This is a genomic window from Bradyrhizobium sp. B097 (genome assembly GCF_038957035.1).
GTDB lineage: Bacteria > Pseudomonadota > Alphaproteobacteria > Rhizobiales > Xanthobacteraceae > Bradyrhizobium.
The window spans coordinates 1,744,391-1,768,360 of sequence record NZ_CP152412.1; the positions used below are offsets into that span (position 1 = coordinate 1,744,391).

Genomic DNA, 23,970 nt, shown 5'->3' on the forward strand with positions numbered 1-23,970 from the left:
GTTTTGATTTGAATCGGCTTGGTGCAGTCTCGGTTCACCTCCCCCCGTCGGGGAGAGGTCGGATTGCTCTCGGCGATGCGAAGCATCGTCCGGTGCAATCCGGGTGAGGGCGCTTGCTCTCTCGAAAGACCGTAACCCCTCACCCGATTTGCTGCGCAAATCGACCTCTCCCAAGGGAGAGTTGAGCTTTCGACGCAGTCCAGCTCAACCTGATCTCATCACGATCTAGCGTGTACCGGTCGAGGTGCGGACCGGCCTGAGGTCGGTCACCCGCTTCGCGGCCTGCTTGATCCAGGGCGCCTGCTTCAGCGCAAACAGTGCAAGCGATCCGGCCGCGCTGCCGGCCTGCGTCACGCTCGACATCGGCGTGGGCTGGCCTCCGAACTGCATCTTGTAGGGTTCGTCACCGATGGTGAAATCCAGCACCCGGTCTCCGCGCTCGATGCAGTCTTTGGCGACACTCTCGAAGGTCAGCGCGCCGATCGACTGGCTCTTGTATCCCTCGATGTTGAAAGCCGTCATGACGACGAGCAGGCTGCCGCGGTGAGCCAGCCCAAGGGCGGTGGCGATGACCTCGCCATCCATCTTCATGGCATAGAGTCGGGTAAAGGAGCCCATGCCGCGAAGCGCCACGCTCGAGTAGAAATCGAAATATTCCGGTCGCTGCAGCAGGTCACCGTCGCCGTGTGCCTGGAAACGCGGGCCGCGAAACTTCCTCATCACGTCCATGGCTTCGCCGATGGAAGCGCTGTCGTTGCAGCATGCGAAGGTGAGCGTGCCCTTCTTGTGGATCTGGCGCCATTTCTTTGCCAGTTCCTTTTGATAGGATTTTCCCAGCGCGTTGAGCTCCCATTGCTCGAACGGCGCGGACAGGACCGTCGCATAGGCATTGGTATCCATCAGACTGCGGTGAGGCGCCCCGAGCAGATTCTCGATCGGCATCCTGGCATCGAGCAGCTTGGGAATGCGCAGCAGGTCGAATGGCCGGACCAGTTTGCGAAGCTGCTCGCAGGCCTGCCGGTCCTGCAGCAGGTCGGCGAATGTCTTGGCGGCGCAGACCGGTGACAAATAGTCGGACACACGAAGGTCCGCGAATTCGATCGTGCGCATCGGGCCGCGCCGCACGCGGAGCAGCGGCAGCACGGCCGCAAGCGCCTTGTTTGCGCGATGACGGACGACGACGACCAGCGGCTTCGCTGCCGCGGCGGGAGCGAGCTTGCGATACAGGCTGTCGAGCCACAGCGGATGCTGGAAGGCGGTCGCGTCCGAGCCTTCGAACAATGTCGCGTACTCTTCAGACAGGAAGTCGAATGCGTCGTCGATACAAACATCGAACGCGTCATCATTCTTATTCATGCGAAACCAAACAAACGGGTTTTCAAAGCGCCGGTCGAGCCGCCGTGATCTCCTTATAGCAAAGGCTGACGACCTCCGGCACCGGGAGATTACGATTTGTATTAATGTCGTCCCTCGACCTTTGCGCAGTGTTGCTGCTCAAACATCGCCGGCCTTGCGGAATCCTGTGTGATGCTGTCGCTCCGCCCAGCGCCGGCATCGTTAACCATCCCTCACGGTCCGTCTCACGTCACGCTGCCGCGTGATATCGCATCCGTCTGGACCGGATATTGCAGTTAGGTGCACGTAAGCACTGGAGCCCCTGCTGAAATGTTGACTAACAGCCAAAAAGCCCGCGTTTCCGACGCAATCTCGCCCCTGCAGGCCGATCACGAGCGGCCGCGGCGTCTCGATTCGGATATGGCTGCTCCAGCTGTCCGGATTTGCAACACTTCGAGCGCCGGGCAGCCGGTTTCCTTCGCGGATGCGCCGGCCGAATCAACGATGCCGAACGGCGTGCCGGAGCGTCGCACCAATCCTGTCGGCAGGGCTGCGACCGCCAGCGTTGCGCGGGCGACGATCGGCGGGCTGCGGCTCGCTGTGCTCGATCGCGAGCAGACCGCGGATTTCATGGTCGAGGCGGTGTATCCGAACCGGCGTATCGATCGGCCGCTGTATCTGACATCAGCCAATGGCGAGGTGCTGTCGCGCTGCTCCACCGAGCCGATGACCGACCGGCTGTTCCGTGCCGCCGACCTGATCAATGCCGACGGGCAGCCGCTGGTCATGGTGTCGAAGCTGCGGTCGCCGAACCCGCTTCCCGAGCGCGTTGCGACCACGGACTTGTTCCACGACGTTGCGCGCAAAGCGGAAGAGCTCGGGCTGACCTTCTACCTGTTCGGTGCGAACGAGGCCGAAAACAAGGCGGCAATCGCCAATGTCCGCCGGGCCTATCCGGCACTCAAGATCGTCGGCTATTCGCACGGCTATCTGCGCGGCGACGCGCTTCGGGCCAAGGTGGATGAGATCAACGCTCTGGCGCCGGACTTTCTCTGGGTCGCGCTTGGCGTGCCCTATGAGCAGGCCTTCGTCGACGAATTCATGTCGCGGCTTGGCAATGTCGGCGTCATCAAGACGTCGGGCGGATTGTTCAACTTCCTGTCCGGATCGCGGCCGCGCGCGCCGAGATGGATGCAGATCGTCGGGCTCGAATGGGCCTGGCGTGTTTGGCTCGAGCCGCGCCGGCTGTTCTGGCGCTATCTGACGACCAATCCGCACGCCCTCTATCTGCTGTTCAACCGGACCCGGTCCTCGGCGACCAAGGACTGAGTCCGTACCGAGTGCAATGTGCCGCTCCGATCCACCGGAGCGGCGAGCTCTTCAATGAGCGGAGTACAATCGATGGACGGTCGAGCAGTCGATAGCTCGGTCTGGCAGGCGCCGGGCGTTGATGCGGAAGATTTCGCGCGAACCGTCGTCAACTGGTCGATCACCGTCAACGTGATCATGTCGATGGGGACGTTCCACCCCGCGCTGCTTCCGACCGAGGTAACGCTGGTTCAGCAGGCCGTCGCCCTGCTGATGTGGGGGGTGCTGATCTATGCGAGCCTGTTCATCCGTCCCTGCCTGCGGCTGGCGTTTAATCTCGATACGCTTGTGATCGTCGCATTCTATGCGTTCGCCACGATTTCGGTGCTCTGGACCAATTTGGACGCGGCGGCCCTGATGAAGGCCGCGGCGCTCGCGGTCACGACGCTGGGCGCGTTCTGCATGGTCAGTCGCGTCGACATCGACGACATCGTGAAATCGACCACCCGCGGCCTCTTCGTCCTGATCGCCGGCTCCGCGGTTTGTGCGGTCGCACTCCCGGACATCGGCGTGGACCAGACCTGGATGCACAATGGGCAATGGCAGGGCGTCTTCGAGTCGAAGCAGACCCTGGGCTTCGCTGGCGCCTATCTTATGTTCTTTGCCTGTTATCGCAAGATAACCGGACAGGGATGGCTGCCGTTCCTCGTGACGTTCGCACTGGCCTCGACCTGCGTCGTCTTTTCAGAGTCGCGCGGCGCCGGCGCCTTGTCGCTGGTCGCCTGTGCGTTGTTGCTGACCTCCTTGTGGTCGGTCAGCTGCATGCGGGTCTACGCGGTGCTGCCATGTGCCATGTGCGTCGCTGCCGCGTTGCTGATGCTGTACTTCTACACGACCGGGTACGACTCGATCCGCGTGTTCGACACGACGATCAATTTTACCGAAAGAACCTTCATCTGGCATTACGCCATCAGCCATTTCGATGATGCGCCGCTGTTCGGATTTGGCATCAACGGGTTCTGGACCAGACCGGAGATCTACGACTATTTCAACCAGAACCACGGCTGGGTGCTCGACAATTACCACAACGGCTACATCGCCATTCTCGTCGAAACCGGGTTCCTGGGCTATTTGCTGTTCATGGCGAGCGTCTTTCTGTTTTCCTACAGGATGCTCTGCCTGATCGCGGAGCGGGCGATCGACCGTCTGCATTGTGCGCTGATCGTCGGGTTCGTCTTCCTGAACTGCCAGACCAATTTTACCGAAACGGTCTTCCTGCGTTCGACGATGTTCACATCGGTGCTGTTGATCGCCTTTTTCCTCGCCGCTTGCCGCTCGTTGCCGTTGTCGCGCCTGCGCGAGCTGGAGTTGCCATGACCGCGTTTCGATTTGTTCCGCAAAGAGCCTTGAGCGCGCTGCTGGCAGTGGCGCTTTCTGCCGTGCTGATCTCGCCCGCGCGTGCGGCCGGGCAGGGGGCATCACCGGACGTCGCGGCGTTGGGGCGCGGCATCAATATTCTTGGCTATGACGGCATCTGGGAAGGTTACCCGAACGCGCCCTTTCGCCTGGAAAACCTCACCGCCATCCGCAAGGCAGGCTTTTCACACGTCCGGATCAACTTCTTCGGCTTCAGGCACATGGATTCCGGCAACATCCTGGATGACGCCGTCCTGCGGCGCCTCGATGCCGTGATCGAGCAGGTGCTGGCGAGCAGACTGATCCCGATCCTCGATGAGCACGATACCGATCTCTGCCAACGCGACGTGCCGGAATGCGCGGCGAAGCTCAAGGCGTTCTGGCGCCAGATCGCGTCGCGCTACGCGGGCAAATACCCCGCGCTCGTGTTTGAGATCCTGAACGAGCCCGGTGGGAACATGACATCGGCCGGGTGGAATGCGCTGCTCGGCGAATGCCTGGCCATCATCAGGGGCACGAATCCGAAGCGCGATGTCGTCGTCGCCGTCCTGAACACCGAGGAGCTGCCGGTCGAGCAGCTGACGTTGCCGGCCGGCGACAGGAACCTGATCGTCACATTCCACTATTATTTGCCGCTGCAATTCACCCATCAGGGCGCGCCGTGGTCGGCGACTTTCTCGAAGATCGACCCGTTGAGTTGGGGCTCAGCGGAGGACGAAGCCAAGGCCGCCGCCGATTTCGACAAGGTCAGGTCGTGGTCGGAGAGGGAGCAGCGCCCGATCTATCTCGGCGAGTTCGGCGTCTACGAGCGCGCGCCGGCGGAGAGCCGGACGAAGTACCTGTCGTTCGTGGCGAGGCGCGCTGAAGGCTTCGGCTGGGCGTGGGCCTATTGGCAATTCGATCACGATTTCGCGGCATTCGACGGCGCCCGGCAACGCTGGAACAGGGACATCCTCCGCGCGATCATTCCTTCGGCTCGATGAACCCATGCGGCCCTTGCGCGGCCTCTGATTCAGGATCGCGCTGAACGCCATGCCTTGCCTTGCATGGCCTGAGGAATGATACTCGCTCCGGACAGCCAAGCTTAAGGAATCGAGAGCGTTGCCGGACATTGCGAGCAGGGAACAGTTCGATGTCAAGCGCGCAGCCTTTGCCGCGACCATCGGCAACATGCTGGAGTTCTACGACTTCATCACCTACAGCTTCTTTGCGACCGAGATCGGGCGCACCTTCTTTCCGGCGCACAGCGAATACGGCAGCCTGATGCTGTCGCTTGCGACCTTCGGCGCCGGTTTCCTGACGCGCCCCATTGGCGGCATCGTGCTCGGCATCTTCTCCGACCGGGTCGGCCGGCGGCCAGCGATGTTGCTGAGCTTCGCGCTGATGGGTGGCGCGATCCTGACCATCGCGCTGACGCCGTCCTATGCCGCGATCGGCGTTGTGGCTCCGATCATCGTGATCCTGGCGCGGATGGTGCAGGGCTTCGCGCTCGGCGGCGAGGTCGGGCCGACCACGGCCTATCTCATCGAGATCGCGGCCCCCCGGAATCGCGGCCTGGTGGTGGCATGGCAGCCGGCCAGCCAGGAGATCGCGGCGACCGTCGGCGCCCTGGTCGGGGTCATCCTGAGCAGCACGATGGCGCCCGATATGCTGCAGGCTTACGGATGGCGGGTCGCATTTCTGCTCGGGGCCGTCTGCCTGCCGTTCGGCATCTGGATGCGCCGGACGCTGCCGGAAACGGTGCCTCACGGCGACCGCGCCGTGGCGGGGGTCGAGCGTTCGAGCCATGTCACGCTGGCGCGTCGGCATCTTCGTGTGATCCTGCTGGCCGTGATGATCCTGGCCAGCGGCACGATCTCGACCTACGTGACGCAATACATGACGACCTACGCCAAGAATACGCTGCATGTGTCGCCGTCGCTGGCGTTCACCGTCTCGCTGGTGAGCAACGGACTTCAGATCATCGGCGCGGTGCTGGGCGGCTGGCTTGCCGACCGGCTCGGACGCAAGCCGATCATGATCTGGCCGCAACTCGTCGTGCTGGTGCTGACCTATCCGGCCTTCCTGTGGATCGTCCGGGACCCCGGCGCGTGGTCGCTGCTGTTCGGATTCGGCATCCTGTCATTCATCGGATCGCTGCCGTTCACGGCATTTTATGCGGCCTTCACCGAAGCACTGCCGCAGAACATCCGCGGCGGCGTGTTCGCCACGATCTACGCGGTCGCAATCGCGACCTTCGGCGGCACCGCGCAGCTCGTGGTCACGTGGCTGCTGCACGTGACTGGAGATCCGTTGGCGCCGTCCTGGTATCTGCTGCTCGCAGCAGTGGTCGGCATCGTGGCCATGAGCCTGATGCCCGAGACCGCGCCGGTGAAGATCGGCGAAAAGTAGCGCGTTTTCGAGCGAAGTGGATACCGGTTCGCGTGAAGAAAACGCGCCAGAACAAAGCGCTGAGCTCAGTCCATGTCGCGAAAGGCGTGGCCGTTGGCCTCGATCTCCTTCACGAACTGCGGCGGCAGATTGGCTTGCGCCCAGGTGCCGTCGAACACCCAGTCCTTGGCATCGGCCAGATCGGGGAGGCCGGCGCCCTTGCGGACATAAAGGCCGACCGACGCCTTCTTCGGGTTGATGTAGAGATCGTAGTCCATTGCGCGCCTCCTCTTCGTTGAAGTTCAACGGAAGCTCCGGCACAGTTCGGCCGGAGGCTTCCTGGAAGAGTCAACGCCGGTGCGACTAGGCGGGTTTCTTCGCCTCCGGCGCAAGCACCACCGATGCTTCGCTGGTCAGCATCAGGAAGGTGATGGTCTCCTGGAAATACAGCTGGACCGAGGTCGCCGAGTGGCTGAGATAGCCGATCGAAAGGTCCTGGCCGATCGAGAGCTGGAAATCGCCGCCGCGGGTGGTGAGCAGGACGCCGCCCGCGATTGCGGGTGCCCAGATGATCTTGCCGTCGATCAGGCGCTGGATGTGCTGCAGCACGGGGTAGCCGTCGTCGGTCGCACCGCCGATCGCGGTATAGGGCTCGGTGCCGAGCAGCAGCGTATAGGGACCGTTGACGCCGGCGAGCCGCAACTGGCTGACCGCCTGCGCGACCACGGCGGGGTAATTCTTGATGCTCGACGGCAGCTTCAGCACCGGGTTGCTGGTGCCCTGACGGATGCCCTGAATGCCGGCGGCGGTGTAGCCATCGAACACCGCGCGATCCTCGGCGAAGGCGATCTTTCGCGCGGCTTCCTTGAGCGGATCCCAGTCGGAATCATTGGAGCCGCGTTCGACGTCGTCGATCGCCTGGCGCGACAGCTCGAACGGCACGCGCAGCTCGACCAGCGCGCGCACGTCACGCTGCGTCGCCTCGACCCCGTCGCCGGGTGTCGCAATTTTCTTCAGATGGCCGGTGCCGACCGCGGAAAAGTCCGTGCCCTTCGGACCATCGACGTCGACGACACGGCGCGCCGCCAAGTGGCGCTTCAACGTCCGCGAGGCCTCCTCTTCGATCTGGGCCCATGCCGCGTCTGAGATGGGGGCCAGTCCCCGATGAAGATTATTCATGTCCAGCCTCTCCTTTGAGTGAGCCGATCCCGAGCGAGCCGTCGGACGGCGGTATTTTTTGTGCAGGTGCCTCGTCGGCCCCGGCGTCGTCCAGCGACGGCTCAGCGGGCGCGGGTGCAGGTGGTTCGCTGGTGACGTCCTCCAGGAAGGTCGCAGACGGGATGAAGAACAGCGTGCCGGTTACGGCGCGACTGAAGTCGAGCAGGCGGTCGTAATTACCCGGCGGCTTGCCGACGAACATGTTCTCCAGCATCTGCTCGATCCGGTGCGGGGACTTGGCATAGCCGATGAAATAAGTGCCGAACTCGCCCCTGCTGATGTTGCCGAACGGCATGTTGTCGCGCACGATGTCGAGCTCCTCGCCGTTCTCGACGATCGTCGTCAGCGCGTTATGCGCGTAGCTCGGCTTCACCGCATCGTCGAGCTCGATGTCCGACAGCTTGGTGCGGCCGATGATCTTCTCCTGCATCTCGACCGGCAGCTCGTTCCACTTCTTCAGATCGTGCAGGTATTTTTGCACGATCACATAGCTGCCGCCGGCGAAGGCTGCGTCCTCGTCGCCGATGATCGTCGCCTCGGTCGCCGCCTGGTCTTCCGGGTTCTCCGTGCCGTCGACGAAGCCGAGCAGGTCGCGCTCGTCGAAATATTTGAAGCCGTGCACCTCGTCCGAGGTGGCAACCGCATCGCCGAGCCGTGACATGATCTGTGTCGCGAGCTCGAAGCACAGGTCCATCGGCACGGCGCGGATGTGGAACAGCAGGTCGCCTGGTGTGGCGACGGCGTGGTGGACGCCGTTGATCTCGCGGAACGGATGCAGACCTTGCGGCTTCGGCGCACCGAACAGCCGGTCCCACGAATCCGAGCCGATGCCCATCACGCAGGACAGCCGGCCCTCGAGATCGCGGAAGCCGACCGCGCGCACCAGCGCAGCCACGTCCGCACATAGCGACCGCACCACGGTATCAAATTCCGGATTGGGCTTGATCGTGACCGCAAGGAAGATGGCCGCGCGCGTCAGTTTCGCAGCGACCGGTTGCGGAACGGCTGATGGCACGCATCTCTCCTTAACTAACGGCACTTCCACGCGAAAAAGCCTGAACCGGACGCCGGATCGACGTCCAGACAGGGGCAGAGGAGCATGCCATCGGAGCCTTTACAAGAGCCCGGATTGCTAGGCTTCCGCGGATGGACCAACCGGCTTTCCGGACTTCTCCTCCTCGAGGGTCACGGCAATGGCTGCGTTGGCTGACAGCCGGACCTTGGTGCCTTCGACACCGGCAACGAAGCCGAGCTCGATATAGTGGTGATGGCCTTTGTGGAAGCCGTCGCTTTCGCTCTTCTTGAGCTTGATGCGGTTGCCTTCCACGTGATCGACGGTGCCGACATGCACGCCGTCGGCGCCGATGACCTCCATGTTGTCCTTGATGTTCTGCTGCGTCATGGCGCTCTCCCTGGTTGCAGGTCGGCTTGTATATCCAGCTTGCATATGATGCGCCCGGACGACGCGGCGATGACGGCGCGTCGTCGGCGATCCCGGCTTCGCTCACACCGGTTCGAATTCGTCCGCGGCAGCGTTCTCGGGCTTCTTGCCGTTGAAGGTGAGGCCGGCCTTGGTGGCGGAGAGCTTCACCCGCGAGCCGTCGCGCACGTCGCCGGCGAGGATCATCTCGGCGAGCGGATCCTGCACGCTGCGCTGGATCACCCGTTTCAGCGGGCGGGCGCCATAGGCCGGATCCCAGCCCTTCTCCGCCAGCCAGTCGCGCGCTTTCGGATCGAGCTCCAGCTCGATCTTGCGATCCTCGAGCAGCTTGCGCAGGCGCGAGAATTGAATCTCGACAATGCGGCCCATGTCGCTCTTCTGCAGCCGGTGGAACAGGATGATCTCGTCGATGCGGTTGAGGAATTCGGGGCGGAAGTGCGCCCGCACCATGTTCATCACCTGCTCGCGCACCGCGCTTGTGCTCTGGCCCTCCGGCTGGTTGACGAGGTACTCGGCGCCGATGTTCGAGGTCATGATGATCAGCGTGTTGCGGAAATCGACGGTGCGGCCCTGGCCGTCGGTCAGGCGGCCATCGTCGAGCACCTGCAGCAGCACGTTGAAGACATCGGGATGGGCTTTCTCGATCTCGTCGAACAGCACGACCTGGTAGGGCCGGCGCCGAACGGCCTCGGTCAGCGCGCCGCCCTCGTCGTAGCCGACATAGCCCGGTGGCGCGCCGATCAGCCGCGAGACCGAGTGCTTCTCCATGAACTCGGACATGTCGAGCCGGACCATCGCGGTCTCGTCGTCGAACAGATATTCGGCGAGCGCTTTTGCGAGCTCGGTCTTGCCGACGCCGGTCGGACCTAAGAACATGAACGAGCCGATCGGCCGGTTCGGGTCCTGCAGGCCGGCGCGGGCGCGGCGCACCGCGGTCGACACCGCACGCAAGGCCTCGGCCTGGCCGACGACGCGCTTGCCGATCATCTCCTCCATGCGCAGCAGCTTGTCCTTCTCGCCTTCCAGCATCTTGTCGACCGGCACGCCGGTCCAGCGCGAGACGACCTGCGCGATGTTGTCGGCGGTCACGGTCTCGCTGGCGGACGAGGTCTCGCTGGTCTCGACGGCAGCGAGCTTCTTCTCGAGCTCCGGAATGCGGCCGTAGGCCAGCTCGCCCGCCTTCTGGAATTCACCCTTGCGCTGCGCATTGGCAAGCTCGGTGCGCAACTGCTCGAGCTCACCCTTCATCTTCTGCGCGTCGGAGAGCTTGCTCTTCTCCGACCGCCATTTCGACGTCATGTCCGCCGACTTCTTCTCGAGATCCACGAGATCCTTCTCGAGGGTTTGCAGGCGGCTCTTGGAGCCGAGATCGGTCTCCTTCTTCAATGCCTCCTGCTCGATCTTGAGCCGGATGATCTCGCGGTCGAGCGAGTCGAGTTCCTCAGGCTTGGAATCGACCTGCATCTTCAGCCGTGCCGCGGCCTCGTCCATCAAATCGATGGCCTTGTCGGGCAGGAAGCGGTCGGTGATGTAGCGGTTCGACAGCGTGGCGGCTGCGACCAGCGCCGAATCCGCGATGCGCACGCCATGATGCTGCTCGTATTTGTCCTTGAGGCCGCGCAGGATCGAGATGGTGTCCTCGACCGTCGGTTCCGAGACGAACACCGGCTGGAACCGCCGGGCCAGCGCCGCGTCCTTCTCGACATGCTTGCGATACTCGTCGAGCGTGGTGGCGCCGATGCAGTGCAGCTCCCCGCGCGCGAGCGCGGGTTTCAGCAGGTTCGATGCGTCCATCGCGCCATCGCCCTTGCCGGCGCCGATCAGGGTATGCATCTCGTCGATGAACAGGATGATGCCGCCCTCCGCGGACGTCACCTCCTGCAGCACCGCCTTGAGCCGTTCCTCGAACTCGCCGCGATACTTTGCACCGGCAATCAGCGCGCCGAGATCGAGCGCGAGCAGCGCCTTGTCCTGCAGGCTCTCCGGCACGTCGCCATTGACGATGCGCAGCGCAAGCCCCTCGACGATCGCGGTCTTGCCGACGCCGGGCTCGCCGATCAGAACGGGATTGTTCTTGGTGCGGCGTGACAGAACTTGAATCGTGCGGCGGATCTCCTCGTCGCGGCCGATCACCGGATCGAGCTTGCCGTCGCGCGCGGCCTGGGTGAGATCGCGGGAGTACTTCTTCAGCGCGTCATAGGCATTCTCGGCCGATGCGCTGTCGGCGGTGCGGCCCTTGCGCAGCGCATTAATCGCCGCATTCAGGTTCTGCGGATTGACGCCGCCCTTGGCGAGCAGCTTGCCGGCCTCGCTGTCCTTGTCGGCTGCCAGCGCCTGCAGCAGGCGTTCGACCGAGACAAAGCTGTCGCCGGCCTTGTCGGCGACCTGTTCCGCCGCGGCGAAGGCGCGCGCGGTCTCGGGCGCGAGGTAAATCTGTCCGGAGCCGGCGCCGCTCACCTTCGGCACCTTCGCCAGCGCGTCTTCGGTTGCCTTGAGGATCGCGCGCGAGTTGCCGCCGGCGCGGTCGATCAGGCCGGCTGCGAGGCCTTCACTGTCGTCGAGCAGCACCTTCAGGATGTGGAGCGTCGAGAACTGCTGGTGTCCCTCGCGCGTCGCAAGCGATTGTGCCGACTGAATGAAGCCGCGGACGCGATCGGTATATTTTTCAATGTTCATCGTGGCACCTCAAGGCAGCACAGGCTCGTCGAGATCCATTATGCCATGCATTGCCGCCGGCGACAGATGGCGGAACGATGACATCCATCATGCGACCGACGTCCAATCGTGCCGGGCGGAGAACCGCGGGCCTGACGCCACCGCTGCTCGTATCGTGTGGTCGTTTCAGGGGAGTGTCAATCGCGGAGCGCGGCCGCCGGCATACCGCTTTTGAGGTGTTGCGACTGCCGGTGTTCGCCTTTGGCACTCATCCGGAGGCATTGCTACGGACGCGCCGACAAATCGGGGCCCGCATCACGCAGATGGCGGCTCGGCTGATCGCGGTGCCTGCGAAATGAGCCGCGCGACGAGTCCGGATGGTTGCAATCGTGCGAGAGCCGAAGTCATATTCGCGATTTCAGCAGCTGTCATCTCGCCCCTTGCGGAATGCACGCGATGATGCAGACGTGCGTCGCGCGCTGTTCCACTGAATCGCGCGATGATGAGTCACTGCACACTCTGAACCGTCGATGAATGGCTGCGTGATGCGTGTGGCGCTGTTTCAGGTTGATGTAAGGTCGAGGCGCTAGCGATGAAAGTGTGTCGGTACGTTGCCGATGCACGGAACTTTGTTCCGGTTCTCACGTTGAACGTGCTCATCGAAGAGGCTCCCAATGATCACTCGTCTTCTTTCGACCGCGTCGTGCGCCGCGCTGGCTACGGCGCTGTTCACCGCGACGGCCGTGCCGGCAATCGCGCAGGATGCGGCATGCGCGCCGGTCGCTGCCGTCGAGACCGCGCCGCCGCCGTTGCCGACCTACGATCAGCCGCCGGTGCCGGGGCCCGGTTACATGTGGTCTCCGGGCAATTGGTCGTGGGACGAGGATCGCGGCGATTACTACTGGGTGCCGGGCACCTGGGTGCAGCCGCCGCGGGTCGGGCTGCTCTGGACCCCCGGTTACTGGGGCGCGTTCGGCGGCGGCTTCATTTTCCATCAGGGCTATTGGGGCGATCGCGTCGGCTTCTACGGCGGCATCAATTACGGCTTCGGCTACGGCGGTTCAGGCTATGAAGGCGGCCGCTGGGATCACGGCAACTTCTTCTACAATCGCACCGTGAACAATCTGGAAGGCGCGCGGATCACCAACGTTTACGAGAAGAACGTCACGATCAATCAGACCACCATCAATAACGTCAGCTACAATGGCGGCCGCGGCGGCATCGAGGTACGGCCGACTCCCGCCGAACGTACGATCGCCAAGGAACAGCATTTCGCGGCGACCCCGTTGCAACGCAAGCAGGTCGAGACCGCAAGCCAGGATCCGAGCCTGTTCAAGCGGACCAACAACGGCGTGCCCGCAGTCGCTGCAACGGCGCGGCCCGGCGAGTTGAAGGGACCGGGTGTGGTCCGCGCGCGGCCGGCCGGCGAGGTGGTGCCTGCCAGCGCTGCACGGCCAGCGGCCGGGGAGCCGGCGCGGCCGGGAACTGCGGCTGCACCTGCGGCTGACTCCCATGCGCTTCCGGTCCCGGGTAAGGAGCTTCCGGCCGCTCAGCAGAACAAGCCGGCAGCCGAGGAGAAGCGCGCAGCTCCTGCTCCCGAGACGAAGGTTGAGCCGCACCCTGCTGCACCGGCGGCTGGCGGTTCGCATGCGCTTCCGGTCCCCGAGAAGGGCGTTGCGGCGCATCCGCCCGCCGAGGCGAACAAGCCCGCGGTCGACGAAAAGCGCACAGCGCCCGCCGCCGAGCCGAAGGTTGAGCCGCGGCCTGCAACGGAAGCGGCGCGTCCTGCCGCACCGGAGAGGCGGCCTGAGGAGGTGCGCAAGGAGGAGCCGCGGCCCGAGCCTGCCGCGAAGCCCGTCGCGCGGCCGGAGCAGGCCGCAAGACCCGAAGCACGACCGGAGCCCGCGCCAAGGCCGGAAGCACGGCCGGAGACGATGGCTCGCCCTGAGGCGCATCCGCAGTCGGCAGCACGGCCGGAGCCGCACATTCAGGCCGCGCCGCACGTTCAGGCGCCGCCGCATGCTGCGCCCGCCGCAGGTCACCCCGCGGAGGAGAAGCGGCAAGAGCAACGCTGAGGTACAATCGCGCTCCGCCGGCTCGTTCCGGCGGAGCGCGCACTCTCTTCTTCCCGCGCGCAGGCGATCATCACTGGAGGTCGGTCATGGCACAGAGTCACGGTGGCAGCGGACAGCTTGACGACGGCAAGCCGCGCCTGAGCGAGGACGATATGCAGCGAGCCCTGCTGGGTCCGCGGGGCGTGCCGGGCAAGCCGGATCCCGCCAGGATGACGCCGCAGCAGAAAAAGAACATGCCGAACTATCTCGATCCCGGACACACCTCGTAGCGGGCCGCGATCTGAGCGCATGCTGCGTCGCCCATTGCCGGGCGACGTGCGAGCGCACTTGCAAATCGGCTGCTTTTGCGCCCTCATGATTGCAGGTGCACTCACGGTGTTGCGGAGCATGTTGTGAGAAATCCGTACGAGGTTCTTGGCGTTGCCCCGACGGCGTCCTCGGCCGATATCCAGAAGGCCTATCGCAAGCTGGCGAAGAAGCTGCATCCGGATCTCAATCCGGGTGACAAGGCAGCCGAGGAAAAGTTCAAGGAAGTCGCCGCGGCGAACGATCTGCTCTCGGATGCCGACAAGCGCAAGCGCTTTGACGCCGGCGAGATCGACGCGAGCGGTGCCGAGCGGCCGCAGCATCGCTACTACCGGGATTTCGCCACCGCGGGTGAGGGGCATTCCTACGCCGACAGTTCCGGTTATGCCGACTATATGGACCAGGACGACGCGTTCGCCGAGCTGCTCCGGCGCAGTGAGCAGGCACGCGCCAACCGGCGCGGCCGCGACCTGCATTATAGCCTCGCGATCGATTTCGCGGAATCGATCACCGGCGCGAGCAAGCGCCTGACGCTTCCCGACGGCGGCACGCTCGACGTCACGATCCCGCCGGGGCTCGTCGACGGCCAGGTCATTCGCCTGCGTGGCAAGGGTATGCCCGGCAGCGGCAAGGGCGGTCCCGGCGACGCGCTGATCGAGGTCGAGGTTCGCCCTGATCCGCGCTTCACCCGCGAGGGCGACGACATCTCGCTGGAATTGCCGATCTCGCTGTCAGAGGCCGTGCTCGGCGGCAAGGTCAACGTTCCGACGCCGACCGGCGCGGTCACCATGACGGTTCCGAAGGGCTCGAACACCGGCACGACGATGCGGTTGCGCGGCAAGGGCGCGCCCAAGGTCGGCGGCGGTCATGGCGATGAGTTCGTCAAGCTCAAGGTGGTCCTGCCCAAAGGACCCGATCCTGCGCTCGAGGCGTTCGTGTCGAACTGGGATCGCAAGGGATTCAATCCACGCGATGATGGTGCATCATGAACAAGAAGCAGTTCCTGATCGATGCGGGTCTCGAGGTGCAGACCCTGGAGTTCTGGATCGAGCAGCAATGGCTCGTTCCGGACGAGACCATGCACGAGATCAGCTTCTCCGACACCGACCTGGCGCGCGCGCATCTGATCCGCGATCTGAAGGGCGATTTCGGCGTCAACGACGAGGGGATCGACGTCATCCTGCATCTGGTCGACCAGCTGCACGGCCTGCGCCGTGCGTTCGAGGAGTTGCACAAGGATATCGCGTCATCGCCGCGCTAGCCGCCTCGCTTGCGGCGAACCTCGGTCCCGGGAGACGATCATGACGGACAAGCCGACACCGCTGGCCCATGGCGAGATCGACGTTCTGATTTTGCAGGCGCTGGTGCGCAAGCTGATCGCCAAGGGCGTGCTGACGCCGGACGACGTCCGCGCGATGCTGTTCGAGGCCGCGAAAAATCTCGACCTTGTCGGCAGCGAGCTGACGACGGAAGCCGCCAACATCATCGTGCAGGAAGATCTGGCGCCCGCGTTTCTTGGTGGCTGATTTCCTCAGGTCTGCCCGCTGCGGTTGGAGACCAGCCGGATTTGCGTGATCTGGTCGGCGTTGCCGGCGAGATAGGCTTGCGCGTCGCGCACCAGACGCTCGATCGCCGCGGCGTCATAGCTCGGATGGCGGGTGTTCAGATGCAGATCGGTCTCGATCTGCATCACATTGGTCGTGGCCTCGGCGCCGATCTCGATCGAGAACGACACCAGTGAAACGTGCGGGCTCTTGAATGCCATGTCTTGATCTCCTTTCGTCGCGCAGTGGGCGCCGTGACCTCAGGCCGCGGAATCTTCCCTCGCGGTTGCCGTATCCTGCGTGGCGACACCAGCGTGTCTGCGGTCGAGCTCCTCGATCATGCCACGGGCGATCTCGCGCTCGCCCATGATCACGATGTCGGCCCCGAGGCCCTTCAGATGATCGACCTCGGCGTCGGAATGGGCGCGCGCGATGATCCGGATATCGGCATTGGCCGCGCGGGCCTGCTCGACGATCTGTCCGGCCTCGAATGCCTCGGGAATGGCGATGACCAGCGATCGTGCGCCGGCCGGATTGGTCGCGCGCAGCACGCTCGCACGCGCGGCGTTGCCCATCAGGGCTTCGATGCCGCGCTGCCTGAGCCTTGCGACCATGTCGTCGGACGCCTCGACCGCGAGGAACGGCGCGTTGCGCTGATGCAGGGCATCACCCACGATGCTGCCGACCCGGCCATAGCCGACCAGGATGGTGTGATCCTGCAAGTCGGTGATCGGGATCGGTTCAGCCGTTGCGACGGTTGGCGAGGAAGCCTTCGGCTTCTCGATCCGCAATGTCAGCCAGTCGACCACCGCGAACACCAGCGGGTTGAGCATGATCGAGAAGATCGCGCCCGCCAGGATCAGGTCGCGGCCGGCCTTCGGCAGCAGATTGAGCGCAACACCGAGTTCGGCCAGGATGAAGGAGAATTCGCCGATCTGGGCGAGGCTCGCCGAAATCATCAGGGCGGTCGCCATCGGGTGACGGAACAGCACGACGATCAGAAGCGCTGCGAGCGATTTGCCGACCACGATGACGAACAGCGTCGCGAGAAACGGCCAGGGTTCGCGCACCACGCTGAGCGGATCGAACAGCATGCCGACGGAGACGAAGAACAGCACCGCGAATGCGTCGCGCAGCGGCAGGGTCTCCTGGGCGGCGCGCTGGCTGAGCGGCGATTCCCGCAGCATCATCCCGGCAAAGAAGGCGCCGAGCGCCAGCGACACCCCGAACAGCTTGGTGGCGCCGAACGCGATGCAGAGCGCGATCGCGAGCACGGCCAGCCGGAACAGCTCGCGCGAGCCGGTGTGCGCGATGTAGTGCAGGGCCCACGGGATCAGCCGCCGTCCGACCACCAGCATCAGCGCGATGAACACGGCGATCTTGACCAGCGTCAGCACCAGCACGCCGGTCAGCCCAAGCCCGAAGCGGGTGGCGAGCGGATCGGAGGTGAGTGCCGCGCCATCGCCGCCCTGGAAGCTCGCCACCGCCGGGAACAGCACCAGCGCGAGCACCATGGCGAGGTCCTCGACGATCAGCCAGCCGACCGCGATCTTGCCGCGTTCGGTGTCCATCAGGCGGCGCTCCTGCAACGCGCGCAACAGCACGACGGTACTTGCAACCGACAGCGCGAGCCCGAACACCAGGCCGGCGCCGACGGTCCAGCCCATCACCAGCGCGAGGCCGAGGCCTAATAGTGTGGCGACCGCAATCTGCGCGATGGCACCGGGCACCGCGATCGCGCGTACCGACAGCAGGTCGTTCAGCGAGAAATGCAGGCCGACGCCGAACATCAGGAGAATGATACCGAGCTCGGCGAGCTCGGTCGCGAGCGCCTGATCGGCGACGAAGCCCGGCGTGAACGGACCCACGGCGACGCCCGCGATGAGATACCCGACCAGTGGCGGAACCCGAAAGCGCTGGGCGATGGTTCCGAAGACGAAGGCGAGTCCGAGGCCCACGACGATGGTCGCGATCAGAGGTGTGTCATGCGGCATTTCGCCTTGTCGCACAGCATGGTTGGCGGTGCACCGCGACCATTTGAGGCGCGGCATTCCGCGCACAAACTGTGATCTATTGCTCACGGCGTGAGCATATGATCTCATGCCGGGATGGATCCGCGGCTGCCCAAGACCGATCTGGTCATCTTCGACTGCGACGGCGTGCTCGTCGACAGCGAGGAGTTGAGCTGCCGCTGCCTCGCCGAGGCGATGGTGAAGGCCGGCATCGAGATGAGCACCGAGCGGGCGCTCGAACTCTTCCTCGGGCGCAGCACCACGGCCCTGGTCGCGTATTGCCGGGACGTGGGCAAGCCGTTGCCTGCGACGTTCCTGCCCGAATTGGCGCAGCAGGTGCGCGAGACCTTCCGCTCGCAGCTCAAGCCGATTGCGGGCATCGCCGCCGTGCTCGCGGAATTGCAGCTGCCGTATTGCGTCGCCTCATCGAGCGATCTTGAGCGGGTGAAGTATTCGCTGGAGCTGACCGGTCTTGCGTCGAGCTTCGGGCCACGGCTCTACACCGCGCAGATGGTCGAGCACGGCAAGCCGGCGCCGGACCTCTTCCTGCTTGCCGCCGGCAAAATGGGAGCCGAGCCGCGCCGCACGCTTGTCATCGAGGACAGCGTCAGCGGGGTGACGGCGGCGAGGGCCGCGGGCATGAAAGTGTGGGGATTTGTCGGCGGCTCCCACTATCGGCTGGCGGACGGCAGTGCTCTGCTGAAGCAGGCCGGGGCGGATCGAATCTTCGCCGCGATGACGGATTTCTGGAACGAAGGCTGACGCAAGATCATGGCTGCGCCCGACAACGAAAAGTCTCGCCTCGACGATGCGGCGCGCGCCGGCTGGCTGTATTTCATCGCGGGCCACACCCAGGACGAAATTGCGAAGATGCTGCAGGTGTCGCGGGCCTCGGCGCAGCGCCTGGTGTCGCTGTGTCTTGCCGAGCGGCTGATCACGTTTCGCCTCGAGCACCCCATTGCGGCCTGCATGGAACTGGCATCGCGGCTGAAGGAGCGGTTCGATCTGGTGCATTGCGACGTCGTGCCATCGGATCCGGCGGCGCCGCTGTCGAATGCCGGGATCGCTGAACGCAGCGCCAATCTGCTGGAGCTGACGCTGCGCTCGGAGACGCCTGTCATCGTGGCGCTCGGCACCGGCCGCGCGGTGCGTGCCGCGGTCGAGCGGGTCTCGCCGATCGAGCGGCCCGATCATCAGATCGTCTCGCTGGTCGGCAACATCTCCGCCGACGGCTCGGCGAGCTTCTACGACACGGTCGGACGGCTCGCCGACCGCACCGGTGCGCGGCATTACCCGATGCCGCTGCCGTTCCTGATGTCGAGCGAGGACGAGCGCAACCGCATGATTCGCATCGACCCGATCGCGCGGGTGAGGGCGGTCGCCGCCAAGGCCGATCTGCGCCTGATCGGCATCGGCCAGATGGACCAGAAGGCCCAGGTCCATGTCGACGGCTTCGTCACCCGCGAAGAGCTCTTGGAGATGATGCGGCTCGGTGCGGTCGGCGAGGTGACGGGCTGGGCCTATGATGCCAAGGGCCGCCTGATCAAGGGTGGCACCAACAAGCGGCTGACCAGCATTCCGCCGCAGATCCCCGCGGTATCGACCACGATCGCGGCGGCCGTCGGCGCTGCCAAGGTGCCTTCGATCAAGGCCGCGCTGGCGGGCCGGGTGATCAACGGCCTCATCACCGATGAGGCCACCGCACGCGCGGTGCTGGATCGCTAGAAGTCACGAATTGGGTGCGCTCCCTCTCCCGCTTGCGGGGGAGGGTTGGGGTGGGGGTCTATCCTCGAGTCGTATTGCGGAGAGAACCCCCACCCGGATTGCATCTTCGATGCAATCCGACCTCCCCGCAAGCGGGAGAGGTGAACCTTCGATGCCGCTCCAGCTCAATCAAATTCGCCGTCAGCCGCTTCCGTTCGCCCCGCAGAACCTCCCTCCCAGGCTGTGGTGGAACCCGCAATCGCGCGGGACGGGGGCACCCGCGTGCTTGACAAATTTTGACGACGGGATGAACATACGCTCAACACGTGGGCATATGCTCAACGTGACATAAGGGAGGTCACTGTGAAAAACGTCCTTTGCGCCGTTGCGGGCGCGGCTGCTCTTTTGATCTCTGCCCCCTCGATCGCCCAGACCACGTTGACGGTGGCGACCGTCAACAACAGCGACATGATCCGCATGCAGGGGCTCACCAGCGAATTCACCGCGAAGAACCCCGACATAACAGTCAAATGGGTGACGCTCGAGGAGAACGTGCTGCGCCAGCGCGTGACCACCGACATCGCCACCAAGGGCGGCCAGTTCGACGTGCTCACCATCGGCACCTACGAGGTGCCGATCTGGGCCAAGAAGAGCTGGCTGGTGCCGCTCGACAAGCTCGGCGCCGATTACGACGTCGGCGACCTGCTGCCGAAGATCAAGGATGCGGTCTCGGTCGACGGCAAGCTCTATGCCGCGCCGTTCTACGGCGAGAGCTCGATGGTGATGTATCGCACCGACCTGTTCGACAAGGCCGGCTTGAAGATGCCGGAAAGCCCGACCTGGGACTTCGTGGTCGATGCCGCCAAGAAGCTGACCGACAAGGCCGGCGGGGTCTACGGCATCTGTCTGCGCGGCAAGGCCGGCTGGGGCGAGAACATGGCGTTCCTGACCGCGATGTCCAACTCGTTCGGCGCGCGCTGGTTCGACGAGAAGTGGGAGCCGCAGTTCAATTCGCCGGAATGGAAGAAGACGCTGACGACCTATGTCGATCTGATGAAGCAGGCCGGACCTCCCGGCGCCTCGTCCAACGGCTTCAACGAGAACCTCGCGCTGTTCAGCGCCGGCAAATGCGCGATGTGGATCGACGCCACGGTGGCGGCGTCCATGGTGACCAACCCGAAGGATTCCAAGGTCGCCGACAAGGTCGGCTTCGCGCTGGCCCCGAACACCGGGCTCGGCAAGAACGCCAACTGGCTGTGGGCATGGAGCCTCGCGATCCCCGCCGGCTCGAAGAAAGTCGAGGCGGCCGAGAAGTTCATCGCCTGGGCGACCAGCAAGGATTACACCAAGCTCGTCGCGTCGAAGGAAGGCTGGTCCAACGTGCCGCCCGGCACGCGCACCTCGCTGTACAAGAACCCCGACTATCTGAAGGTCGCGCCCTTCGCCAAGTTGACGCTGGCCTCGATCGATGCCGCCGATCCGAACAAGCCGACGGTGAAGCCGGTGCCTTACGTGGGCGTGCAGTATGCGGCGATCCCTGAATTCCAGGGCATCGGCACCCAGGTCGGCCAGCAGTTCTCGGCCGCGTTGTCCGGCTCGACCACCGTCGATGCGGCGCTCACCGCCGCGCAGTCCGTGACCGAGCGCGAGATGAAGCGCGCGGGCTACATCAAATAAGCCACGCCCAGACAAAGCCAGGGCGCAGCACGCGCCTTGGCCGCCCGACCAGCTTAGACCTCCCGAGCTGGGTTACTTGCGACCATCCTGTCCCGCAGCGGGATGGTCGCTCCTTTCCTTAACAAGGAGGCGGGGATGGCGACCCAGCAGACCCAACTGCTCGCACGCACGCTGCTCACGCCCGCCGTGGCGCTGCTGTTCATCTGGATGATCGTGCCGCTGGCGCTCACGATCTACTTCGCGACCCTGCACTACAATCTGCTCGATCCCGGCTCCGAATCCTTCGTCGGCCTGGAAAATTTCCGCTACTTCCTCACCGATCCGGCCTTCCTCGCCTCGCTGCAGAACACGCTGGTGCTGGTCGGCTCGGTGCTCGCGATCACGATCATCCTCGGCGTGCCGCTGGCGCTGCTGCTCGACCAGCAGGTGGTCGGGCTCTCCATCGTCCGCTTGATGGTGATCGCGCCGTTCTTCGTGATGCCGACGGTGAGCGCGCTGGTCTGGAAGAACCTGTTGATGCATCCGGTGTCGGGCCTGTTCGCCTGGATCGCGCATCTGTTGGGGCTGCCGGCGATCGACTGGTTCAACGATGTGCCGCTGTTCTCGGTGATCCTGATCATCTCCTGGCAGTGGCTGCCGTTCGCGACCCTGATCCTGCTCACCGCGCTGCAATCGCTCGACGAGGAGCAGAAGGAAGCGGCAGAGATGGACGGCGCGAGTGCGATCTCGACCTTCATCTACATCACGCTGCCGCATTTGGCGCGCCCGATCACGGTGGTGATCCTGATCGAGACCATCTTCCTGCTCACGGTGTTCGCCGAGATCTTCGTCACCACCGGCGGCGGCCCCGGCCTGCAGACCACCAACATCGCCTTCCTGATCTATTCGCAGGCACTGATCCAGTACGACGTCGGCAGCGCTTCGGCGGGCGGCCTGGTCGCGGTGGTGCTCGCCAACATCGTCGCGTTCTTCCTCGTTCGCATCGTCGGCCGGAATCTGGAGGCGTAACGTCATGGCGCGGATGGTCACGACACGAAACAAGGTGATCTCGACGGCGGCGGCCTGGCTGGTCGGCTTCCTGATCTTCTTCCCGATCCTCTGGATGGCGCTGGCGAGCTTCAAGACCGAGCTCGAAGCTTTCGCGATCCCGCCGTCGTTCCTGTTTTTCCACTGGACGACGGAGAACTATATCACGGTGCAGGAGCGCAGCGACTACCTCCACCATGCGCTCAACTCGATCATCATCGCCGGCGGCTCGACATTGATCGCAATGCTGATCGCAATTCCGGCGGCATGGTCGATGGCATTCTCGCCGACCAAGCGGACCAAGGACGTGCTGCTCTGGATGCTCTCCACCAAGATGATGCCGCCGGTCGGCGTGCTGGTGCCGATCTACCTGATCTATCGGAATTTCGGCCTGCTCGATACCCGAACTGGCCTGGTCTTCATCCTGTGCCTCGGCAATCTGCCGATCGTGATCTGGATGCTGTTCACCTATTTCAAGGAGATCCCGAAGGACATTCTCGAGGCGGCGCGGATGGACGGCGCCACGATCGGCCGCGAGCTGATCTATGTGCTGACGCCGATGGCGGTGCCGGGGCTCGCCTCGACCTTGCTGCTCAATCTGATCCTGGCGTGGAACGAGGCGTTCTGGACCCTCAATTTGTCGACGCTCGAGGCCGCGCCGCTCACCGTGTTCATCGCATCTTATTCCAGCCCGGAAGGCTTGTTCTGGGCGAAATTGTCGGCGGCGTCGACGCTCGCGATCGCGCCCATTCTCGTGCTCGGCTGGTTCAGTCAGCGGCAACTCGTCCGCGGCCTGACCTTCGGCGCGGTCAAGTAGCAGAAAGGCTTGTCCCATGGGTCAGATTACGCTGCAGGGTGTGCAAAAATCGTTCGGGCCGGTCCACATCATCAAGGGCGCCGACCTCGAGATCACCGACGGCTCCTTCGTCGTCTTCGTCGGTCCGTCCGGCTGCGGCAAGACCACGCTGCTGCGGCTGATCGCCGGGCTCGAGGACGTCACCGGCGGCGCCATCCTGATCGACGGCCGCAACGTAGTCGACGTGCCGCCGGCCAAGCGCGGGCTGTCGATGGTGTTCCAGTCCTACGCGCTCTATCCGCATATGAGCGTGCGCGGCAACATCGCGTTCGGCCTGAAGATGGCCGGGATCGCCAAGGACGAGATCAACCGCAAGGTCGAGGCTGCCGCGGCCACGCTCAACCTGACGCCCTATCTCGAGCGCAAGCCGCGCGAGCTCTCCGGCGGCCAGCGCCAGCGGGTCGCGATCGGGCGGGCCATCGTGCGCGAGCCGAAGGCGTTCCTGTTCGACGAGCCGCTGTCGAACCTCGATGCCGCGCTGCGGGTGCAGATGCGGCTCGAGGTGACGCGGTTGCAGAAGCAGCTCGGCACCACGGCAATCTACGTCACACACGACCAGGTCGAGGCCATGACCATGGCCGACAAGATCGTGGTGCTGAACGGCGGCAAGATCGAGCAATATGGCTCGCCGCTCGAGCTCTATGAGAAGCCTAACAACCTGTTCGTCGCCGGCTTCATCGGTTCGCCGAAGATGAATTTCGTCACCGGCGAGCTCGCCAAGCAGCAGGGCGCGACCACCATCGGGGTGCGGCCCGAGCATTTGAAGGTCGAGCGCGACGGGCAGGGCGGCTGGCAGGGGACGGTGGCGGTCGCCGAGCATCTCGGCAGCGACACCTTTCTCTATGTCGATGCTGCGGCGTTGGGAACGCTGACCGCGCGCTATGTCGGCGAGCTCGACCTGCATCCCGGCGACAAGGTGTCGCTGATCCCGGATCCGGCACGCATCCATCGTTTCGACGACAGCGGAAAATCGATCCACGCGTAAGGCATGGATGGTCTCCGCAGTTGATCTCGCTCTGGCCGGGGC

23 protein-coding genes are annotated in these 23,970 nt (G+C 64.3%); 15 read left to right on the forward strand and 8 right to left on the reverse strand.

What is annotated here, in order from left to right; translation table 11 throughout:
• Positions 1 to 225: 225 nt before the first annotated feature.
• Positions 226 to 1,356: a GNAT family N-acetyltransferase gene (locus tag AAFG07_RS08040; protein WP_342726790.1), complete on the reverse strand. Its 1,131-nt coding sequence runs from the start codon at positions 1,354 to 1,356 to the stop codon at positions 226 to 228.
• 495 nt (positions 1,357 to 1,851) lie between these two features.
• Here AAFG07_RS08040 and AAFG07_RS08045 point away from each other — a divergent pair, with 495 nt between their 5' ends.
• The 4 genes from AAFG07_RS08045 (at position 1,852) to AAFG07_RS08060 (ending at position 6,450) form a co-directional block, all read left to right on the forward strand.
• Positions 1,852 to 2,664 carry a WecB/TagA/CpsF family glycosyltransferase gene (locus AAFG07_RS08045; protein WP_342729080.1) on the forward strand — a complete coding sequence of 271 codons (813 nt, stop codon included), beginning with the start codon at positions 1,852 to 1,854 and terminating at the stop codon, positions 2,662 to 2,664.
• Between the two features lie 72 nt (positions 2,665 to 2,736).
• Positions 2,737 to 4,020 (forward strand): O-antigen ligase family protein, encoded by a 1,284-nt coding sequence (locus AAFG07_RS08050; RefSeq protein WP_342726791.1) that lies wholly within the window; start codon positions 2,737 to 2,739, stop codon positions 4,018 to 4,020.
• Positions 4,017 to 5,042: a cellulase family glycosylhydrolase gene (locus AAFG07_RS08055; protein ID WP_342726792.1), complete on the forward strand. Its 1,026-nt coding sequence runs from the start codon at positions 4,017 to 4,019 to the stop codon at positions 5,040 to 5,042. The genes AAFG07_RS08050 and AAFG07_RS08055 overlap by 4 nt, the downstream gene beginning before the upstream one ends.
• A gap of 187 nt (positions 5,043 to 5,229) precedes the next feature.
• A complete protein-coding gene (locus tag AAFG07_RS08060; protein WP_342729081.1) occupies positions 5,230 to 6,450 on the forward strand; it encodes an MFS transporter in 1,221 nt (406 codons plus the stop codon).
• A 65-nt stretch (positions 6,451 to 6,515) separates the two neighbouring features.
• Here the strand turns inward: AAFG07_RS08060 and AAFG07_RS08065 are convergent, their stop codons facing one another.
• The 5 genes from AAFG07_RS08065 to clpB all read right to left on the reverse strand — a co-directional run bounded on the left by AAFG07_RS08065 (position 6,516) and on the right by clpB (position 11,764).
• Positions 6,516 to 6,707 (reverse strand): hypothetical protein, encoded by a 192-nt coding sequence (locus AAFG07_RS08065; RefSeq protein WP_342726793.1) that lies wholly within the window; start codon positions 6,705 to 6,707, stop codon positions 6,516 to 6,518.
• Positions 6,708 to 6,792: 85 nt separating this feature from the next.
• The gene (locus tag AAFG07_RS08070; protein WP_342726794.1) at positions 6,793 to 7,608 is read right to left on the reverse strand and encodes a family 1 encapsulin nanocompartment shell protein; all 816 of its coding nucleotides are present in this window, start codon (positions 7,606 to 7,608) and stop codon (positions 6,793 to 6,795) included.
• Positions 7,601 to 8,662, reverse strand: coding sequence for a Dyp-type peroxidase (locus AAFG07_RS08075; protein WP_342726795.1), 1,062 nt, complete (start codon positions 8,660 to 8,662; stop codon positions 7,601 to 7,603). The genes AAFG07_RS08070 and AAFG07_RS08075 overlap by 8 nt, the downstream gene beginning before the upstream one ends.
• A 117-nt stretch (positions 8,663 to 8,779) precedes the next feature.
• Positions 8,780 to 9,049, reverse strand: a complete 270-nt coding sequence (locus AAFG07_RS08080; protein WP_173638385.1) for a DUF2171 domain-containing protein — start codon at positions 9,047 to 9,049, stop codon at positions 8,780 to 8,782.
• Positions 9,050 to 9,151: 102 nt separating this feature from the next.
• The gene (gene clpB, locus AAFG07_RS08085) at positions 9,152 to 11,764 is read right to left on the reverse strand and encodes an ATP-dependent chaperone ClpB (protein WP_342726796.1); all 2,613 of its coding nucleotides are present in this window, start codon (positions 11,762 to 11,764) and stop codon (positions 9,152 to 9,154) included.
• A gap of 653 nt (positions 11,765 to 12,417) precedes the next feature.
• Here clpB and AAFG07_RS08090 point away from each other — a divergent pair.
• The 5 genes from AAFG07_RS08090 to AAFG07_RS08110 all read left to right on the forward strand — a co-directional run bounded on the left by AAFG07_RS08090 (position 12,418) and on the right by AAFG07_RS08110 (position 15,650).
• On the forward strand, positions 12,418 to 13,818 hold the full coding sequence (locus AAFG07_RS08090) for a hypothetical protein (protein ID WP_342726797.1): 1,401 nt from the start codon (positions 12,418 to 12,420) through the stop codon (positions 13,816 to 13,818).
• An 86-nt stretch (positions 13,819 to 13,904) separates the two neighbouring features.
• Positions 13,905 to 14,087 (forward strand): hypothetical protein, encoded by a 183-nt coding sequence (locus AAFG07_RS08095; RefSeq protein WP_092116659.1) that lies wholly within the window; start codon positions 13,905 to 13,907, stop codon positions 14,085 to 14,087.
• Positions 14,088 to 14,210: 123 nt separating this feature from the next.
• Positions 14,211 to 15,113 (forward strand): J domain-containing protein, encoded by a 903-nt coding sequence (locus tag AAFG07_RS08100; RefSeq protein WP_342726798.1) that lies wholly within the window; start codon positions 14,211 to 14,213, stop codon positions 15,111 to 15,113.
• Positions 15,110 to 15,385 (forward strand): chaperone modulator CbpM, encoded by a 276-nt coding sequence (locus AAFG07_RS08105; protein WP_342726799.1) that lies wholly within the window; start codon positions 15,110 to 15,112, stop codon positions 15,383 to 15,385. The genes AAFG07_RS08100 and AAFG07_RS08105 overlap by 4 nt, the downstream gene beginning before the upstream one ends.
• 40 nt (positions 15,386 to 15,425) lie before the next feature.
• Positions 15,426 to 15,650: a hypothetical protein gene (locus tag AAFG07_RS08110; RefSeq protein WP_021081495.1), complete on the forward strand. Its 225-nt coding sequence runs from the start codon at positions 15,426 to 15,428 to the stop codon at positions 15,648 to 15,650.
• 5 nt (positions 15,651 to 15,655) lie between these two features.
• On the opposite strand, the gene AAFG07_RS08115 is transcribed toward AAFG07_RS08110, so the two are convergent.
• Together AAFG07_RS08115 and ybaL are read right to left on the reverse strand one after the other, a co-directional pair.
• Complete coding sequence (locus tag AAFG07_RS08115; RefSeq protein ID WP_194459216.1) at positions 15,656 to 15,889, reverse strand: hypothetical protein; 234 nt, start codon at positions 15,887 to 15,889, stop codon at positions 15,656 to 15,658.
• A gap of 39 nt (positions 15,890 to 15,928) precedes the next feature.
• Positions 15,929 to 17,662: a YbaL family putative K(+) efflux transporter gene (gene ybaL / locus AAFG07_RS08120; protein ID WP_342726800.1), complete on the reverse strand. Its 1,734-nt coding sequence runs from the start codon at positions 17,660 to 17,662 to the stop codon at positions 15,929 to 15,931.
• 114 nt (positions 17,663 to 17,776) lie between these two features.
• On the opposite strand from ybaL, the gene AAFG07_RS08125 reads away from it, so the two are divergent.
• The 6 genes from AAFG07_RS08125 to AAFG07_RS08150 all read left to right on the forward strand — a co-directional run bounded on the left by AAFG07_RS08125 (position 17,777) and on the right by AAFG07_RS08150 (position 23,928).
• The gene (locus AAFG07_RS08125; RefSeq protein ID WP_342726801.1) at positions 17,777 to 18,442 is read left to right on the forward strand and encodes an HAD family hydrolase; all 666 of its coding nucleotides are present in this window, start codon (positions 17,777 to 17,779) and stop codon (positions 18,440 to 18,442) included.
• Positions 18,443 to 18,451: 9 nt separating this feature from the next.
• The gene (locus AAFG07_RS08130) at positions 18,452 to 19,405 is read left to right on the forward strand and encodes a sugar-binding transcriptional regulator (protein WP_050402572.1); all 954 of its coding nucleotides are present in this window, start codon (positions 18,452 to 18,454) and stop codon (positions 19,403 to 19,405) included.
• Positions 19,406 to 19,747: 342 nt separating this feature from the next.
• Positions 19,748 to 21,061 (forward strand): sugar ABC transporter substrate-binding protein, encoded by a 1,314-nt coding sequence (locus tag AAFG07_RS08135; protein WP_342726802.1) that lies wholly within the window; start codon positions 19,748 to 19,750, stop codon positions 21,059 to 21,061.
• 135 nt (positions 21,062 to 21,196) lie between these two features.
• Complete coding sequence (locus tag AAFG07_RS08140) at positions 21,197 to 22,069, forward strand: sugar ABC transporter permease (RefSeq protein WP_342726803.1); 873 nt, start codon at positions 21,197 to 21,199, stop codon at positions 22,067 to 22,069.
• Between the two features lie 4 nt (positions 22,070 to 22,073).
• A complete protein-coding gene (locus AAFG07_RS08145) occupies positions 22,074 to 22,904 on the forward strand; it encodes a carbohydrate ABC transporter permease (protein WP_342726804.1) in 831 nt (276 codons plus the stop codon).
• Positions 22,905 to 22,920: 16 nt separating this feature from the next.
• Positions 22,921 to 23,928, forward strand: coding sequence for an ABC transporter ATP-binding protein (locus tag AAFG07_RS08150; RefSeq protein ID WP_342726805.1), 1,008 nt, complete (start codon positions 22,921 to 22,923; stop codon positions 23,926 to 23,928).
• The last annotated feature ends 42 nt before the right edge of the window (positions 23,929 to 23,970 follow it).

Bases quoted from the DNA above. Each gene is read 5' to 3' on its own strand.
- AAFG07_RS08040 (WP_342726790.1), bottom strand. From the start codon at position 1,356: ATGAATAAGAATGATGACGCGTTCGATGTTTGTATCGACGACGCATTC.
- AAFG07_RS08050 (WP_342726791.1), top strand. From the start codon at position 2,737: ATGGACGGTCGAGCAGTCGATAGCTCGGTCTGGCAGGCGCCGGGCGTT.
- AAFG07_RS08055 (WP_342726792.1), top strand. From the start codon at position 4,017: ATGACCGCGTTTCGATTTGTTCCGCAAAGAGCCTTGAGCGCGCTGCTG.
- AAFG07_RS08060 (WP_342729081.1), top strand. From the start codon at position 5,230: ATGCTGGAGTTCTACGACTTCATCACCTACAGCTTCTTTGCGACCGAG.
- AAFG07_RS08065 (WP_342726793.1), bottom strand. From the start codon at position 6,707: ATGGACTACGATCTCTACATCAACCCGAAGAAGGCGTCGGTCGGCCTT.
- AAFG07_RS08070 (WP_342726794.1), bottom strand. From the start codon at position 7,608: ATGAATAATCTTCATCGGGGACTGGCCCCCATCTCAGACGCGGCATGG.
- AAFG07_RS08080 (WP_173638385.1), bottom strand. From the start codon at position 9,049: ATGACGCAGCAGAACATCAAGGACAACATGGAGGTCATCGGCGCCGAC.
- clpB (WP_342726796.1), bottom strand. From the start codon at position 11,764: ATGAACATTGAAAAATATACCGATCGCGTCCGCGGCTTCATTCAGTCG.
- AAFG07_RS08090 (WP_342726797.1), top strand. From the start codon at position 12,418: ATGATCACTCGTCTTCTTTCGACCGCGTCGTGCGCCGCGCTGGCTACG.
- AAFG07_RS08095 (WP_092116659.1), top strand. From the start codon at position 13,905: ATGGCACAGAGTCACGGTGGCAGCGGACAGCTTGACGACGGCAAGCCG.
- AAFG07_RS08105 (WP_342726799.1), top strand. From the start codon at position 15,110: ATGAACAAGAAGCAGTTCCTGATCGATGCGGGTCTCGAGGTGCAGACC.
- AAFG07_RS08110 (WP_021081495.1), top strand. From the start codon at position 15,426: ATGACGGACAAGCCGACACCGCTGGCCCATGGCGAGATCGACGTTCTG.
- AAFG07_RS08115 (WP_194459216.1), bottom strand. From the start codon at position 15,889: ATGGCATTCAAGAGCCCGCACGTTTCACTGGTGTCGTTCTCGATCGAG.
- ybaL (WP_342726800.1), bottom strand. From the start codon at position 17,662: ATGCCGCATGACACACCTCTGATCGCGACCATCGTCGTGGGCCTCGGA.
- AAFG07_RS08125 (WP_342726801.1), top strand. From the start codon at position 17,777: ATGGATCCGCGGCTGCCCAAGACCGATCTGGTCATCTTCGACTGCGAC.
- AAFG07_RS08130 (WP_050402572.1), top strand. From the start codon at position 18,452: ATGGCTGCGCCCGACAACGAAAAGTCTCGCCTCGACGATGCGGCGCGC.
- AAFG07_RS08140 (WP_342726803.1), top strand. From the start codon at position 21,197: ATGGCGACCCAGCAGACCCAACTGCTCGCACGCACGCTGCTCACGCCC.
- AAFG07_RS08145 (WP_342726804.1), top strand. From the start codon at position 22,074: ATGGCGCGGATGGTCACGACACGAAACAAGGTGATCTCGACGGCGGCG.
- AAFG07_RS08150 (WP_342726805.1), top strand. From the start codon at position 22,921: ATGGGTCAGATTACGCTGCAGGGTGTGCAAAAATCGTTCGGGCCGGTC.